This window comes from Erwinia tracheiphila (assembly GCF_021365465.1).
In the GTDB taxonomy this organism is placed as follows: domain Bacteria; phylum Pseudomonadota; class Gammaproteobacteria; order Enterobacterales; family Enterobacteriaceae; genus Erwinia; species Erwinia tracheiphila.
Genome location: NZ_CP089932.1, coordinates 3,474,125 through 3,490,334 on the forward strand (window position 1 = coordinate 3,474,125; position 16,210 = coordinate 3,490,334).

Genomic DNA, 16,210 nt, shown 5'->3' on the forward strand with positions numbered 1-16,210 from the left:
TACACGAAGAGAAATCAATAACTAAAATATTCCCTCAGATTATTGAGGCAATTTATTGTCTGTGGTCTTCCGAGGGTTGGCGTAGAGTCGTTCTTCAGCCAGAAAAGCAATCAGATCCCTTAAACGTTATTTATGATGAATGGAACTGCCGCAGTCGTTAAAATTATGCTTGAGTTAAGCCGTTTATCGGGGTAACCGATCTGAATATACCGATATGCTTTCAGGGCAGGGGGAAAGTTATCGGCTAATAATAAGCCTTACTCGCTGCTTTGAGAACCGGTAAGCCAGACAGGGTAGCTCATTGCAACAGCTTATGTAAAACCCGGAAATGTTATATTTCCGGATCCTTTTATTACAAGCGTTAGACGAATCGTCCGGTTTGAGGCCGTTTTTATTTTTCTTCCTGACCGATATGAAGACGAAGTAGCATGCCTTGTATACCTTCACGTAACAACAATGAGTAAAGCTGCTCCTGCTCTTCCGTGTTCATTTGCTGAATTGACGTCATTAACAAAGCGGGCAGAGAATTTTGTGTTACGCGGTAAGTCGCGGTTGGCTCGGCAACGTGCCGTGTCGATTTAAGAAAGCTTCTGACGTTTTCGTCAATATGAATCATTCGGGCTTTTCCGCCCTGAACACCGGGCTTCGGCACCGTCGTCCATTGCTCTTTCTTGACCCATTTATTGATTGTCTGCCGACTGAAACCCGTTTCCTGTGCCAGTTCTTCAGGCGTTAACCATTCCTTTTTCACTTTGCAATATCCTTTTTGCGTTGATTTGTAAAGTGTACATATTACAGGAAATTGTTGTGTGAACAACTAACAGAAAGGACTAATGAGAAGAGCAGAGAGGCAAGACGCCCCTCTCTTTATTAACAATCAGGGAGTTATATCAACGTATGTCAGGTGCCGCGCTGTTGGGCAGACGCCACGCCAGGTGATATGTCAGACCTACAAAAATAGCGCCCTCAACCAAATTACCCATAAATACGGCAACAAAATTAGGAAAATAATCAGCCCATGCAATTTGCCCGGCGAAAATTGCTGCTGGAATGATGAACATATTGGCCACAACATGCTGAAAACCCAATGCAACAAAAGCCATCATAGGAAACCACATTCCCAGAATTTTTCCCGCGATATCTTTACTACCAAAAGCGGGCCAGGTTGCCAGACAAACCAGCCAGTTACAGCCAATAGCCGAAATAAAGGCATGTAAAAAGTCAGCGTGGATTTTTGCATTAGTGATCGCAACGCTTTTTTTAAGGTAGTCACCTTCGGTCATCCCGAGAAGATGACCGAAGAACCAGGCTACCGCAATACTGCCTGCGAAATTGGCAAGAGTGACCCAGAATAGGTTATGCAGCACATTTGCAACTTTAATCTTACGCGCGAACCAGGTTACCGGCATGACCATCATATTTCCGGTTAACAGTTCGCCCCCTGCCAGCACGGTAAGAATTATCCCAACCGGAAAAACAGCGGCGCCAATCAGCACGTTAAATGATCCCCAGCCTTGCGGCAATTGGTTAATAACATGAATATCAAGTAAAAAACCTGTTGCTATAAAGACACCCGCGAGAAAGCCAAGAATCAATAGTGAAGGAACAGGTAAACGACTTTTAGCTATGCCAGTATTGACAACGACTGACGCAATCTCTTTCGGAGAATAAAGGGACATAGTGACTCTGATTAATAAATGGGAGTTTATTAAGAAAAAAGTATTTATTAACAACCGGAGATGGTTTTTTTGAGGTCATTCAGAAAAGTACTATCACACCGAGTGTAGTGACAATCTGGTACGAGAATTTAACAAAAACAAGCAAATTAACAGGGAAAAGCAGCGTTTTGTTCACATCTGTTACTCTTACCAGAGGTTAGTGAGAGATAAAATAAAAATTGTATTTTGCGCGAGATTTAATCTTGCCTGGCCGCTTTTCCAGTGAGTGGAGATGGCATTTCCTCAATAATGAAATTCATCGCCGTTTTTGTGTGCTGGCGTCTTTTTCAGCGATCGAACACAGATTGATAATTTGCCGTTGACACCTTCCACACCGTTTCATATTATGCCCGCCGTTAAAACGACGGGATTTTCCGGTACGGGGGTATAGCTCAGCTGGGAGAGCGCTTGCATGGCATGCAAGAGGTCAGCGGTTCGATCCCGCTTATCTCCACCAAATCCGACCAGCAGATTTAGTGCCGAAGAACAGTTTTACTACGTGGGGGTATAGCTCAGCTGGGAGAGCGCTTGCATGGCATGCAAGAGGTCAGCGGTTCGATCCCGCTTATCTCCACCAGATTCGGAAAAAAACTGCTCAGGCAGTTTTTTTTCCGCTGATAAAAAGTGGGAATGCAAACACAGTGAACATCAGCTACAAGACTCAGTAACAAAACGGGTGCCAACGATGCTCCCGCTTTTTAACGTCCTGCTTACAATACCAAGCCTGCTATAGATGCGGATAACATGCTAACCAGTGTGGAACCATAAAGCAGTTTCAGACCGAAGCGCGACACCACGTTACCTTGCTCTTCGTTGAGACCTTTGATCGCGCCGGCCACGATGCCAATGGAAGAAAAATTGGCAAAGGAAACCAGAAAGACGGAGAGAATACCCTCACCGCGACGAGACAAGTGACCCGCCAGCTTCTGCAGATCCATCATGGCCACAAATTCGTTTGACACCAGCTTTGTCGCCATAATACTGCCAACCTGCAGCGACTCGCTGGCTGGGACCCCCATCATCCAAGCAAAGGGATAGAATACATGGCCCAGCACGCCCTGGAAGCTGATACCGAAAATCGTATCAAACAAAGCATTAATCGCTGAAATTAATGCAATAAAGCCAATAAGCATTGCTGCGACAATTACCGCGACTTTAAATCCAGCGAGGATATACTCGCCAAGCATTTCAAAGAAACTCTGACCCTGGTGTGCGTTACTTAGCTTCAGATCGTCTTCATGCTCAACACGGTATGGATTAATTAAAGACAACACAATAAAGGTGCTGAACATATTCAGGATCAGTGCCGCCACCACATATTTAGGCTGAATTATCATCATGTACGCGCCCACAATTGACATTGAGACGGTGGACATAGCCGTTGCCGCCATCGTGTAGATCCGGCGCTGTGATATTTTTCCCAGGATATCTTTATAAGCAATAAAGTTTTCTGACTGTCCCAAAATCAGTGAACTTACGGCATTAAAGGATTCCAGCTTGCCCATACCATTGATTTTTGAAAGTACAGTGCCGACTGCGCGAATAATCACTGGCAGAATGCGGAAATGTTGCAGAATACCGATCAGTGTGGAGATAAACACCATAGGACAAAGTACATTAAGCCAGAAGAAAGCCAGACCTCTGTCGTTCATGTTGCCAAAAACAAAATTGGTTCCCTGGGCGGCATAAGCCAACAGCTTGTCGAACAGACCCGCAAAGCTTTTGACGAATCCAAGGCCGACTTCGGAGTTCAGAAAGAACCATGCAAGCATAACCTCGATCATCAGAAGCTGTATGATAAAACGTACGCGGATATTTTTGCGATCACTACTGACCAGTAAAGCCATCAGTACCACAACTATCAGTGCCAAAGAAAAATGTAGAATGCGGGACATGATTGCTCCAAATTTGAAGGCTGTTATATTTCGCTGGACATTCTATGTAACAGCTTGCAGAAAAACGAGACCCAAGTGACTAATGCCGATCATTTAAGGATCGGTTGACCGATCCGGTTTATGCGGTAAAAAGGGTTCTATGTTCATCATGGAACCCTTTTTAAATGGAACTTTCCCAGGCCCTCGGCATCATCAATGCCGCCACTCCTGAGCGCGCCCGTAGTCTCGCCGACCTTATTCCTCCCGAGCTTATTCAGCAGGCGCTCACCCTGACCGATACCGTTACTTTGCGTAAACGTAAACTTTCCCTCGAATCCATGATTTGGCTTGTCGTTGGGATGTCCATTTTTTGCGATCGTCCGATGACCGAAATCGTCAATCTGATGGATATTACTGACCGGACCGGAGCTCCTTTTACCGCACGCAGCGCTGTCATTCAGCGCCGTAAGACTCTGGGTGAAAATGCAGTGCGGGAGCTTTTTGATATCACACAGCAGCACTGGAATCAGCAGGCTGCACATCCAAAATGGCACGGTCTGAATCTGTTTGCTGTCGACGGCGTGGTCTGGCGTACCGCCGATACGCCGGAAAACAGAGCCGTCTTCAGTAAACACAGCAGCCAGTACGGCGAAGGCGGCTATCCTCAGGTGCGAATGGTTTGTCTGATGGAGCTGAGCAGCCATCTGATCGCCGCCAGTGCATTCGACAGTGAAAAAGTCAGTGAAATGCGGCTGGCTGAGCACCTGACGGAGAAAACCCCGAATAACAGTATCACCCTGTTCGATAAGGGATTTTATTCGATGGGTCTGCTTCATCACTGGCAGACAGCAGGAGAACACCGTCACTGGTTGTTGCCGTTGAAAAAACACGTACAGTATCAGGTGGTTCGCCGTTTGGGGCGTGGAGATGAACTGATATGCCTGAAAACCAGTCCACGAGCCAGGAAGCAATGGCCAGGGGTCCCGGAAGAAATGGTGGCAAGACTGCTGACCCGCAGGGTAGACGGTAAAGAGAGGCAGGTGCTGACGTCACTGACAGACCCGAATCGCTATCCGGGTAAAGATATCAGCGAGCTATATCGCCACCGCTGGGAAATAGAACTGGGCTACCGGGAAGCAAAGCAGGGTATGCTGGACAGCCGGTGGACATTACGCAGTCGCCTGCCGGAGCTGGTGAGACAGGAGCTATGGGGGGTACTGCTGGCTTATAACCTGGTGCGATATCAGATGGTGCAGATGGCGTTCCATCTGAAAGGAGATTACCTGCCTTACCAGCTGAGCTTCAGTGGAGCGATAAGCGAAATAATCCGGATGCTGATAACCCTGCCCTGGGCTTCGCCGGGAAAAATGCCGGGAGAACTGAGAACCCTGTATGAACAGGCGAAATGGCTTGTGTTACCGGGTAGAAGAGAGCGAAGTTACCCGAGAGAGTTGAGGGTAAAGAGCAGGAAATATCCGGATAAAAAGGTTGCTGGTCACCTTAAGTGACCAGCATTAACCCAAGTGACAATATAATAATTACCTATGACCCGGAACAGGTAATTTTTGACAGCCTCGCATAATTAAAAATTTCCTGCCCGAGTTGTGTGGCCTTGTTTTTTGTCCTAGAGTGAAAATTGTTGCTGTTATGTTTGATTTGGCTTACTTTGCTGTTAAATATAGCTAATGCTATATTTTTTAGTGATGGCTATGAATCAGCGAAAATAACAGTCGTCACTTCATTTGATACGCATTATTTCACCGGGTAGCAATCTCATATCAGATGTGAAGCAGGAGAAACAACGATGTCCAATGGACGTGCGGAGGAGCAGGCAATTCGTCGCTCCCGTAAAATTAAGTTCGCACTGATGGGACCGGCCTTCATTGTGGCGATTGGCTATATCGATCCCGGTAACTTTGCCACCAATATTCAGGCCGGTGCGGCCTATGGTTATCAGCTGCTTTGGGTTGTCGTTTGGGCCAATATTATGGCGATGGTCATCCAGCTAATGTCGGCGAAACTTGGAATTGCTACCAATAAAAACCTTGCGGAGCACATTCGCGATCGCTTCCCAAGGCCAGCCGTCTGGTTCTACTGGGTACAGGCAGAAATTATCGCGATGGCCACCGATCTGGCTGAATTTATTGGCGCGGCAATGGGGTTCAGACTGATCTTCGGTATCAGCCTGTTGCAGGGCGCATTATTAACCGGTGTGGTGACTTTCTTAATCCTGATGCTGCAAAAGCAGGGTAAAAAGCCACTTGAACTGCTCATCGGCGGTCTTTTACTGTTTGTGGCTGCCGCTTACGTGATAGAACTTTTTTACTCGCAGCCAAAATTCATTGCATTACTGCAGGGGATAGCGATTCCATCTTTGCCCACCTCAGACGCTATTTTACTGGCCGCTGGCGTGTTGGGTGCGACAATTATGCCACATGTCATTTATTTGCATTCTTCTCTGACCCAAAGCCCGGATGGTGCCTCGCGTGCAGAACGTTATGTCTCAACCAGACTGGATGTTGCTATCGCCATGACCATTGCTGGATTTGTAAATCTGGCGATGATGGCCACCGCTGCGGCTGCCTTTCATTTTAGTGGACACACGGGGATTGCTGGGCTGGATCAGGCCTATCTGACGCTCGATCCATTGTTGGGACGGGCTGCGTCGCTGGTATTCGGCCTCAGCCTGCTCGCTGCCGGATTGTCTTCCACCGTGGTGGGCACAATGGCAGGACAGGTGGTCATGCAAGGTTTTATTCATGTGCGCATCCCGCTGCCGGTTCGTCGGCTGGTAACCATGCTGCCCTCTTTTATTGTTATTATTGCTGGCTGGGAGCCGACGCGCATTCTGGTGTTGAGCCAGGTTTTGCTGAGTTTTGGCATCGCACTTGCGCTGGTTCCCCTGCTTATTTTCACAGGCAATCGTGAACTGATGGGCGATATGGTCAATACCCGTCTGATGCACAACACAGGGAAGGCCATTGTAGTGGTGGTGGTGGCGCTGAATCTCTATTTGCTCGTCTCGATGATTTTATAAAAATGCCCAACCTGCGGCCTTTTACAACCGCATGCTGATGTTGTGGGTCACCGTTAAGGATAAGGGTTTTCATCACGATATCGTTTATCATCGTGCCATCTGCGTTCTCGTTCCCATTCGCGATGCCGCCGCCACTCCTCATGCTGTCGCCATGCTTCATGGCGACGCCATTGCTGATAACACCAACAACGCTCCTCGTCATCACGATAATTATCCCAGTCCTGCTGGTCCCGCAAGCGCCCACCACCCTAGTAGCGACCATGTGGATCACGATCGCTGACGTGGAGCTGTACGCCAGGGGCCAGCACAATGTCGGCACCATCGGCTTGTGCCGTTTTCACCGCTAATGGAGGTAAGCATGCCAGCAGTGCTACAATGATAGACAGGCGTTTCATTCTTCGCTCCTTACCAACGGCATATGGCTCCGCTGTGAGGGCAGCTTATATAAGAGCGTGCTCTGGTTACGCCCTGGAAACTCTTAATCTGGTTTGTTCTTGGAAAATTGAGAGTTTTCCGCAAGTTGCCGCCGCAGTTCACAGCGGGAACAGGATTATCCCAGAATGCTGTCGATATACTTCAGCTCGCATCGCTGAATTCACGTTGGGAGAGCATACCGACAGCATCATCAATCTGGCTGGTCTTGCTGGGACCAATCAGTACCGAGGTAACACGACCTCCCGAAACACCCAGGCGAGCGCCATTTGCGAGAATTTTTGCCCGCGCTGCTGCACCAGCGTATTAAGCTGGCGTACTTTCTCCATTTTGTGTGGGGTCAGCTGTTCGGCATTGAGGAATTGACTGCTACTGGCCGCGCGAGAATCTTGCGGGATGCCCTGTAAATAGAGGTCGGTCAGTACGCCGCCAGCCTGGGGCGAAAAAGCGATACACCCCACGCCCTTCGAACTCAAGACATCCAGCAGGCTATTTTCTGGTGCGCGCTCGAACATCGAATATTTTGGTTGATGAATTAGGCAGGGTGTACCAAGCTCTCGCAGCAGTGTGGTTGTTTTGTCTGCGAGTTTGGCAGGGTAATTTGACAGTCCGATATAAAGTGCTTTGCGCTGACACACGATATGATCCAACGCGGCCATGGTCTCTTCAAGGGGCGTTTCCGGGTCTGGTCGATGATGATAAAAAATATCCACATAATCCAGCCCCATACGTTTGAGGCTTTGATTAAGACTGGCGATAAGATATTTACGAGAGCTCCAGTCACCATAGGGGCCATCCCACATAGTGGGACCTGCTTTCGTTGAGATAATCAGCTCATATTGCAGGTCATAAAAATCCTGCTGCAAAATTCGCCCAAAATTTTCCTCTGCGGAACCGGGCGGTGGGCCATAGTTATCAGCGAGATCAAAGTGAATGATGCAATTATCAAATGCATGCTGCAGGAAGCGACGACAGCGATCTGCCATGGCATTATGGCCAAAATTGTGCCACAGCCCCAGAGATATTGCGGGAAGCTTCAGTCAGCTCAGGCCACAGCATTGATACATCATTGTCTGGTAGCGTTTAATATCAGGCTGATAAACCATGAATTTGTCCTGTTGGTACAGTAAGTGTTGGCTGATAATTCAGTAGTATATGCGTTTACACCACCTGACCTGCCCCCAGTATTAGATACAACCTTCAGTTAGTAATGTCGGTTGGTTTTTCTTCATGTTTCCCGTTTCGCCAGCATGCTGCAAATTCAAGCGGCGTCTGGTAATTCAGCGATGAATGAGGTCTGGACTCGTTATAATCCTGCCGCCAGTCATTAATGATTTTCCGGGCATGAAGAATATCGCTGAACCAGTGCTCATTCAGGCATTCATCCCGAAAGCGTCCGTTAAAACTCTCAATAAATCCGTTCTGTGTTGGCTTACCCGGCTGGATAAGTCGCAGTTCTACACCATGCTCAAAAGCCCACTGTTCGAGCGCACAGCAGGTAAATTCCGGGCCCTGATCGGTTCTTATCGTTGCCGGATAGCCGCGAAACAGCGCGAGGCCGTCCAGAATACGTGCGACCTGAACGCCTGAAATACCGAAAGCGGCGGTGATCGTCAGACACTCCTTCGTGAAATCATCCACGCAGGTCAGGCACTTAATCCGGCGGCCGCTGGAAAGTGCATCCATGACAAAATCCATCGACCATGTCAGGTTCGGCGCATCCGGGCGGAGAAGCGGAAGCCGCTCAGTCGCCAGACCCTTACGGCGTCGCCTGCGTTTTACACCGAGACCGTTAAGGTGATAGATGCGGTAAACCCTCTTGTGGTTGACGTGAAGGCCCTCCCGACGCAATAACTGCCAGATGCGCCGGTAACCAAATCGGCGACGTTCAAGTGCCAGCTCTGTGATACGCAGAGATAGTTGCGCGTCAGCAGCCGGACGCTGAACCGAATAACGGCAGGTTGAAAGGGACAGACCGGCCAGCCTGCAGGCACGACGTTGCGACAGACCCGTTATCTCACACATGACTTCCACGGCTTCCCGCTTCTGGTCTGTCGTCAGAACTTTCGGCCCAGAGCCACCTTAAGCGCCTCCTTATCCAGCATGGCTTCAGCGAGCAGCTTCTTGAGGCGGGCGTTCTCCTCTTCAAGTGACTTGAGCCGCTTCACTTCGGGGACTTCCATGCCGCCAAACTTCTTGCGCCCGGTGTAGAAGGTAGCGTCTGAAATAGCATGCTTGCGGCAGAGTTCCCGGGCCGAAACCCCGGCTTCGGCCTCGCGGAGAATACTGATGATCTGTTCGTCGGAAAATCGCTTCTTCATGGGGATGTCCTCATGTGACTTATGAAGACATTACTAACATCGCGCTGTATTAATCAACGGGGAGCAGGTCAGTATCCGCAAACGTGCTCTGGCCCACGTCTTCGGCCCGAGAAATGCCCCGACCCTGCGACGATTGCTGGCCCTGTTAAGCAAATTTAACATTGCCTTTTATATGACAGATGCCTGGCCGGTTTATAAAGTTCGGTTAAGTGCAACAGGCCACGTGGTGAGCAAGAAATATACCCAACGGACAGAACGACATAATCTTAATCTTCGCACACATATCAAACGACTGACCCGCAGAACAATTTGCTTTTCGAAGTCAGAGGAAATGCACGATAAGATCATCGGTTGGTATCTTACTCTTCATCATTATCAATAAATCTGCGTCACGACCCAATATCATCAGGTAGAGCCTGAAATCTCTGAGAGAGTATTTTCATGGGCGACAGCATGATCTCCTGTTCAGCTAAAAATCAAGCATATTCAATGATCACGGGTATAGTTAGTTTATATCTTTCACCTTTAACTCTCCTTTATCTACCCACACGGAAAAAGTCACACTATAACTATTCCCATTTTTCATAGTATGATCTTCTTTCATTCGTATTGCATTAATAGAAAACACATATGATTTACCTGGCTCAAAGATAAAACCAAAACTAGAGACGCATTTATCTGAATATAATTTAGGTGTATTTCCAATAGTGAATTGTTTATCCAACATATTTTCACTATTACCAAGCTCATTTATACTTAATAAAGATATTCTTTCGTTTTCAGTATCTGGTAGTGTAACGCAAATACCATCACCTACAACACTTACATTAGCCCGATGATTTTCTGGGCGAGTATCATTTATGTGACAGGATGTTATAAATAAAACAGGAATAAATACACTTATGCTTTTCATCATATCGTTCTCTTATAAAATTGATGCTGGCAATATTTTTCTATATAGCGAAATAGTATTATCATCTAATTTTCCCTGAAAACCAGCTTGACGGCCAATTTCGCTTTTCAGACCATTTACACCATATTTTTTTAATAAAAAGTAATCTGCAATAATCTGAGCCTGCTGCTCCATGCTGTATTTACTTAAATTTTTATTCGGATCGATTATATATTTATAAGTTGATACCCAGCTAAATATACCTCTTGTTCTAACCCACATTCCGTGCTGATGTTGCCAGACATGAGTCATTTCATGCATAAAAAAATGCTGGTTAAATTTTGAAGATAAAGAGAAATCCTTAAGATATGTTTCTTTTCTGAAATACATTTCACCATTTGGCGTCACCCCAAAAAACTTCCCTTGCAAACCAAATGGGAGATAACTCTCACAATGAACCCATACCTTATTCCATTGAATTGAACTACCGAAAACTGTCTGAGCTAAATTTTTTTCCCCTAATGTTAAGAGGCGTAAAGAATTTTCCGTTTACATAAGTAATCCTCTGTCAGAAACACAAACACGATCATAATGAGTAAATGATAAATTCTGTATAAACTAAACTAAACAGGAAATATATTTTTAGGAATTATGCCCGAAAACATAAAAACCTCTGGTTGCTCATTGCTATTTTCATAAAAATATACTATGCGAGCTTCTCCATATAATCCGCCCACACCTGCAACCACTTCCGGCACTCAGCATCATACTTATACAAATTATAAATCCCTTCAACACCACCGCGCGTATGACCCAATACGGCCTCGGCAACCTCATTTGGACACTGTAAACGAGATAATCCAGTACGCACTGTACGCCGCAAGTCGTGAGGCGTCCAATGAGGTATATCAAGCATTTGACCGTTTTCACGTAATCGCCATGAGTTTTCAGTGAGGTACTTCTGCTGGATTGGTTTTTTAGTCGCCTGCGAAGGGAACAAATATTTGTCAGAGGTCAGGCGTAGTACTTTGAGAAAGCCAATCGCCTGATCCGATAACTGAACGTAACGCTCTACGCCAGTCTTAGTTTCCCGAAGATGAATGGTGCCTTTTTCAAGATCAACATCATCCCAAGCCATGTTGCAGACTTCACCTGTTCGGCATCCTGTCCAGAGTGTCAGCCGTAGCACGTTTTTAATCGTTGGCGTATAAGCAGAACCCGGAAGCCATTTAAGAAATTTTCCAAGCTCGACCTCGCTAAGTACCCGTGTTCCACGACCATTTGTGAGCTTGATCCTAGTCTGTCGCAAGCTGAATTTTGCTAACAACGCCGGATTCGCAAAACTGTCGTCAAAACGACCAAGGCCAATAGCAAACTCATAAGAAAGTGAAAGTTCCCTCAGAACATTACCAGCCTGTACAGGCGCGCCTCGGGCTACAATACCATTAATTAAATTGATGACATCCTGCCGCGTAATCTCAGCAGCATTTCGTGTTCCTAAGCTTTTAACGGCATCACCATAGAGAGTACGACGAACCTCGACCTGCCCTTTCGGCTTTCTGGCACCGGAAATGATCCTCCCATCCTTCGTTTTACGATCCTCAATACGCCCGGTAAGATACAACTCAACCAACCCTTCAACTGTCAGCACTGCCGCTTTCGGTTTTTGGCTCTCTTCTAGTAGGCGTTGCTTCTCATCTTTTAGCTCAGACGCCGGACAGCGCCCTTCACTTCTGATTAGTTTGAGTTCTTGCAACTTCATGCGGGCCATTGCGAGAGAGGTTTGCGGAAAGCTTCCAATTTTTACCTGTGACAGCTTATTGGTCACTGGGCTAGTATAGCGGTAGAAAAAGGTCTTGATACCAGAAGCTCCGCAAGTCACACGCAAGCCCCGGTTTTCGCCCGTATCGGATTTGTTTTTGTCGCCGGGCTTCATCATTTCGACCGCTTTGGATGACAAAGGTTTGCCTGCTGGTTTATCCGTCATACAAGATCCATTTTATGGCTAACCAATTGATTTATCTAGGCTGTAACACAGCTTTTCTTTCCAAGTGTAGGTTGTGAGTTTATTTAGTACAATTATACCATAACCTACATAACAACCTACATTTCGACCTACACTTATATGTGGGTTTTGGTGATTTTTTATAAGACAACGTGATATCTAATGAGAACAACAAAAATAACAATTTACTTTAAATTCAATGGAATATATAAATTATGTCGCTGAATGACAACGTAAACTTAGATTCGCACACCCCAATGATACAGCAGTATCTTCGACTGAAGTCTGAGCATCCGGAAATTCTGTTATTCTATCGCATGGGCGATTTTTACGAGCTGTTCTATGATGACGCCAAGCGCGCCTCTCAGCTACTGGACATTTCGTTAACCAGGCGCGGAGCTTCCGCAGGCCAGCCCATTCCAATGGCAGGCGTCCCTTATCACGCGGTTGAGAACTATCTTGCCAAACTGGTCCAGTTAGGTGAATCCGTAGCAATCTGCGAGCAAATTGGTGATCCCGCTCTTAGTAAAGGGCCGGTTGAGCGCAAAGTGGTACGCATCGTTACACCTGGCACGATCAGCGATGAAGCATTGCTGCAGGAGCGGCAGGATAATATCCTGGCCGCAATATGGCAGGATGCACGAGGGTTTGGTTATGCCACTCTGGATATCAGTTCCGGTCGTTTCCGTCTTGCTGAACCGTCAGATGCAGAAACCATGGCGACGGAGCTACAACGTACTAACCCTGCAGAATTACTCTACCCGGAAGAACTCGCCGCTATGGCGTTGATTGAAAACAGACGGGGATTGCGGCGCAGGCCACTATGGGAATTCGAGATCGATACCGCCCGTCAACAACTCAATCTGCAATTCGGTACTCGCGATCTAATCGGGTTTGGCATTGAACAGGCACACCTTGCGTTACGCGCAGCGGGTTGCCTGTTGCAGTATGTTAAGGATACCCAGCGCACTTCTCTGCCACACATTCGCTCGGTGACCATGGAGCGCCAGCAGGACAGTATTATTATGGATGCTGCGACCCGCCGGAACCTTGAAATTACCCAAAACCTTTCCGGCGGTATTGAAAATACCCTCGCTGCGGTGCTGGACAAAACCGCTACGCCGATGGGAAGCCGCATGCTGAAACGCTGGCTTCATACACCCGTAAGGGACATCCCCACCCTCGTTAATCGTCAGCAGAGTATCGGATCGCTTCAGGATATCAATGATGAATTGTCCCCTCTTCTTCGGCAGATAGGTGATTTGGAACGGATTCTGGCAAGACTGGCATTGAGAACGGCTCGCCCTCGCGATCTGGCAAGAATGCGTCATGCTTTTCAACAATTGCCACAGCTGGATGCAATACTGATAAACATTGCCACACCTCATCTCCAGAGACTACGTCAGCAAATCGGGCAATTTACCGAACTCCGCCAGCTCCTCGAAAACGCAATTATTGAATCTCCCCCCATATTGATAAGGGACGGTGGCGTAATTGCACCAGGATATAATGCCGAACTGGATGAGTGGCGAGCACTGGCTGACGGGGCTACAGACTATCTGGATCGTCTGGAAATTCGCGAAAGGGAAAAGCTCGGACTGGATACGCTCAAAGTCGGTTTTAATGCTATCCATGGCTATTACATTCAGGTCAGCCGCGGACAGAGCCATCTGGTGCCAATCCATTATGTCCGTCGACAAACGCTGAAAAATGCCGAGCGCTATATCATACCCGAGTTAAAAGAGTATGAGGACAAGGTGCTTACCTCTAAAGGAAAGGCATTATCGCTGGAAAAATCCCTCTATGAAGAATTGTTTGACCTGCTACTGCCACATCTGGAAGCACTGCAGCTAAGTGCTGCTTCGCTTGCTGAACTGGACGTGCTTTCGAATCTGGCAGAGCGTGCCTGGACATTAAACTACAGCTGTCCCCTTCTTAGCGAAAAGCCCGGTATAAAAATCACCGGCGGTCGTCATCCGGTTGTCGAGCAGGTACTGAAAGAACCATTTATAGCCAATCCGCTGTCGCTGTCTGTGCAACGAAGAATGCTGGTGATTACCGGACCAAACATGGGTGGTAAAAGTACCTATATGCGCCAGGCAGCACTGATTACACTGATGGCAAGTATTGGCAGCTATGTTCCTGCAGATGAAGCCGAAATTGGTCCTGTCGATCGCATTTTTACTCGCGTGGGCGCGGCTGACGATCTGGCATCGGGGCGTTCCACCTTTATGGTCGAAATGACCGAAACTGCGAACATTCTGCACAATGCCACCGAGCACAGTCTGGTATTAATGGATGAGATTGGCCGTGGTACATCTACCTATGATGGCCTGTCGTTGGCCTGGGCCTGTGCAGAAAGTCTGGCTAACCGAAATAAAGCAATGACTCTTTTTGCCACCCATTACTTTGAACTCACCACACTGCCGGAAAAAATGGAAGGCGTGGTTAATATTCATCTGGATGCGGTTGAGCATGGCGATACTATTGCTTTTATACACAGTGTGCGGGAGGGGGCCGCCAGTAAAAGCTATGGTTTATCCGTTGCTGCTCTGGCTGGTGTACCAAAAGAGGTAATCAAGCGCGCCAAGCAAAAGCTTAGAGAACTGGAAACACTTTCCATTAACAGTGCAACCTCTAAAATCGATGGTTCGCAGTTACCATTATTGGTAGAGGAAACCTCTCCTGCTGTCGAAGCCCTGGAAGCCCTGGACCCGGATTCTCTTTCACCCCGGCAGGCGCTGGAATGGATTTATCGCCTCAAGTCATTAGTTTGAAATCAGTGACACGTTTTTTCAGTCTGAAGTCATCTTTCTGGAAGGTGGTTTTTATTACAGCGCAATGATCTGTATTCAAAACCAGAAACTTTCACTGTTTTGCTTTGATTTTCAGCCAGTCATAAATTAGCAAACAGGCTCTGCCGCAGTTATGTCAACAGTAACGGTCCCGGTAAAGGACCGTTACTGTATGAGTCCTGCTACAATGCTATCCTATTAGTCAATTTTCTGGTCTTTCTTAGCTGGCGTTATCATCACGCCGTGCGTACATTTCAGCGTTCATCGCAATCAAGTTCACTCTCACTGAGTAATGCCAGCCGTTTCTGGCACCTTATATATCGTTTAATTATCTCTTCGTTCACAACCACCGTTTTCACGAAGTAGCGACTTTTATGTAAGTAATTTCCCCATCGGATTTTGCATACGTGCTGAAAACAAGCGTAAAGACTCAACGTGTTTTGTTATTTCAACACTTCCATTAACATTATTGATATGAAGCACCCGGGCTGGGCCATCACGACCAAATGCTCAGGGTCTGGCGAATAGTTGCCTCGGGGTGTTCAGCGTATTTTATGTGGCAGAGCATGGAATACTGCGTTGTAGCTCACCGGTTGGCTTGCCACTGGAGATGTTAAATCGATACCTCGCTTGTTAGTACAGACGATATTTGCAATACAAAAGTACATACGATGAACACCGTATTGTCATTTTCCTCGAACTTGCGGTAAGTAAAGTAAAATTTTCCAACATGGACCTTCTCAAGGCTATAAGCCTTACATGGACAATCCCCTGACTGAGGTGGCAGTTTAAAACTGACAAGAAAAAAAGCGGCTCTCAGACCACCGCTTTTTAATGGCGAACATAGCGCCCTTACAGGGCGAGCGTCACGGCTCTGCCGTTCCGAGGGTGTTCATGACCGGCTCACAGCTTTATACTCTGCGGTATGTTAATTTCTCAGGAAATCATTCACATGGCCCGTAGCAAAGCCCCCAGAAAGCGTAAACCCACGCCCTCGTCCCGACGCGCTATACCCGGATATCCTAAGCGTTTTCTGGTGTCCATTCCGCCCCGGAGCGATTATGACGACCCCGACGAGTTTTTTACGACACTCCGCAGGATGCCATTCGTCACTGTGTCCACCTGGGGCCACAGTT

The 16,210-nt window shown here is 47.3% G+C and carries 12 protein-coding genes, 2 tRNA genes and 2 pseudogenes; 7 read left to right on the plus strand and 9 right to left on the minus strand.

The features are described 5' to 3' along the window. Nucleotides 1-391: 391 nt before the first annotated feature. Both LU633_RS18160 and LU633_RS18165 read right to left on the minus strand, forming a co-directional pair. Nucleotides 392-751, minus strand: coding sequence for a YfeC-like transcriptional regulator (locus tag LU633_RS18160; RefSeq protein WP_016190138.1), 360 nt, complete (start codon nucleotides 749-751; stop codon nucleotides 392-394). A gap of 139 nt (nucleotides 752-890) precedes the next feature. Next, nucleotides 891-1,679 (minus strand): formate/nitrite transporter family protein, encoded by a 789-nt coding sequence (locus LU633_RS18165; protein ID WP_016190139.1) that lies wholly within the window; start codon nucleotides 1,677-1,679, stop codon nucleotides 891-893. Nucleotides 1,680-2,099: 420 nt separating this feature from the next. Between LU633_RS18165 and LU633_RS18170 the strand changes: the two genes are divergently transcribed. Both LU633_RS18170 and LU633_RS18175 read left to right on the plus strand, forming a co-directional pair. Further along, a tRNA-Ala gene (locus tag LU633_RS18170) sits at nucleotides 2,100-2,175 on the plus strand. 44 nt (nucleotides 2,176-2,219) lie between these two features. Beyond that, nucleotides 2,220-2,295 (plus strand) — tRNA-Ala (locus tag LU633_RS18175). A gap of 133 nt (nucleotides 2,296-2,428) precedes the next feature. On the opposite strand, the gene LU633_RS18180 is transcribed toward LU633_RS18175, so the two are convergent. Beyond that, complete coding sequence (locus LU633_RS18180) at nucleotides 2,429-3,613, minus strand: NupC/NupG family nucleoside CNT transporter (protein ID WP_016190140.1); 1,185 nt, start codon at nucleotides 3,611-3,613, stop codon at nucleotides 2,429-2,431. 164 nt (nucleotides 3,614-3,777) lie between these two features. On the opposite strand from LU633_RS18180, the gene LU633_RS18185 reads away from it, so the two are divergent. From LU633_RS18185 to LU633_RS18195, 3 genes are all read left to right on the plus strand, one after another. Then, nucleotides 3,778-5,100, plus strand: a complete 1,323-nt coding sequence (locus LU633_RS18185; protein ID WP_046371795.1) for an IS4 family transposase — start codon at nucleotides 3,778-3,780, stop codon at nucleotides 5,098-5,100. Nucleotides 5,101-5,396: 296 nt separating this feature from the next. Continuing rightward, nucleotides 5,397-6,629: an Nramp family divalent metal transporter gene (locus LU633_RS18190; RefSeq protein WP_016190141.1), complete on the plus strand. Its 1,233-nt coding sequence runs from the start codon at nucleotides 5,397-5,399 to the stop codon at nucleotides 6,627-6,629. A 37-nt stretch (nucleotides 6,630-6,666) separates the two neighbouring features. Further along, nucleotides 6,667-6,909, plus strand: coding sequence for a hypothetical protein (locus LU633_RS18195; protein WP_232426811.1), 243 nt, complete (start codon nucleotides 6,667-6,669; stop codon nucleotides 6,907-6,909). On the opposite strand, the gene LU633_RS18200 is transcribed toward LU633_RS18195, so the two are convergent. The 3 genes and pseudogenes from LU633_RS18200 to LU633_RS18210 form a co-directional block, all read right to left on the minus strand. Continuing rightward, complete coding sequence (locus LU633_RS18200; RefSeq protein ID WP_016190142.1) at nucleotides 6,878-7,024, minus strand: hypothetical protein; 147 nt, start codon at nucleotides 7,022-7,024, stop codon at nucleotides 6,878-6,880. The two genes, LU633_RS18195 and LU633_RS18200, sit on opposite strands and share 32 nt — an antisense overlap. Before the next feature lie 155 nt (nucleotides 7,025-7,179). Continuing rightward, a pseudogene (locus tag LU633_RS18205) lies at nucleotides 7,180-8,167 on the minus strand (aldo/keto reductase). 94 nt (nucleotides 8,168-8,261) lie between these two features. Then, nucleotides 8,262-9,382 (minus strand): IS3 family transposase gene (locus LU633_RS18210; RefSeq protein ID WP_152664158.1). Its coding sequence is split into 2 segments (ribosomal slippage): nucleotides 8,262-9,124 and nucleotides 9,124-9,382, totalling 1,122 coding nucleotides; the frame shifts between segments, so codons are not numbered across the junction. Nucleotides 9,383-9,455: 73 nt separating this feature from the next. Between LU633_RS18210 and LU633_RS18215 the strand changes: the two are divergent. Beyond that, a pseudogene (locus LU633_RS18215) lies at nucleotides 9,456-9,764 on the plus strand (IS1 family transposase); the annotation flags it as partial. A gap of 123 nt (nucleotides 9,765-9,887) precedes the next feature. On the opposite strand, the gene LU633_RS18220 reads toward LU633_RS18215, so the two are convergent. The 3 genes from LU633_RS18220 to LU633_RS18230 all read right to left on the minus strand — a co-directional run bounded on the left by LU633_RS18220 (nucleotide 9,888) and on the right by LU633_RS18230 (nucleotide 12,261). Continuing rightward, a complete protein-coding gene (locus LU633_RS18220) occupies nucleotides 9,888-10,298 on the minus strand; it encodes a putative T6SS immunity periplasmic lipoprotein (RefSeq protein WP_040465314.1) in 411 nt (136 codons plus the stop codon). 9 nt (nucleotides 10,299-10,307) lie between these two features. Continuing rightward, nucleotides 10,308-10,682 (minus strand): hypothetical protein, encoded by a 375-nt coding sequence (locus LU633_RS18225; RefSeq protein ID WP_016190145.1) that lies wholly within the window; start codon nucleotides 10,680-10,682, stop codon nucleotides 10,308-10,310. 298 nt (nucleotides 10,683-10,980) lie between these two features. Beyond that, entirely contained in the window at nucleotides 10,981-12,261 is a 1,281-nt protein-coding gene (locus LU633_RS18230) for a tyrosine-type recombinase/integrase (protein WP_016190146.1), read from the minus strand. A gap of 233 nt (nucleotides 12,262-12,494) precedes the next feature. On the opposite strand from LU633_RS18230, the gene mutS reads away from it, so the two are divergent. Continuing rightward, nucleotides 12,495-15,056: a DNA mismatch repair protein MutS gene (mutS, locus tag LU633_RS18235; protein WP_016190147.1), complete on the plus strand. Its 2,562-nt coding sequence runs from the start codon at nucleotides 12,495-12,497 to the stop codon at nucleotides 15,054-15,056. Nucleotides 15,057-16,210 lie beyond the last annotated feature (1,154 nt).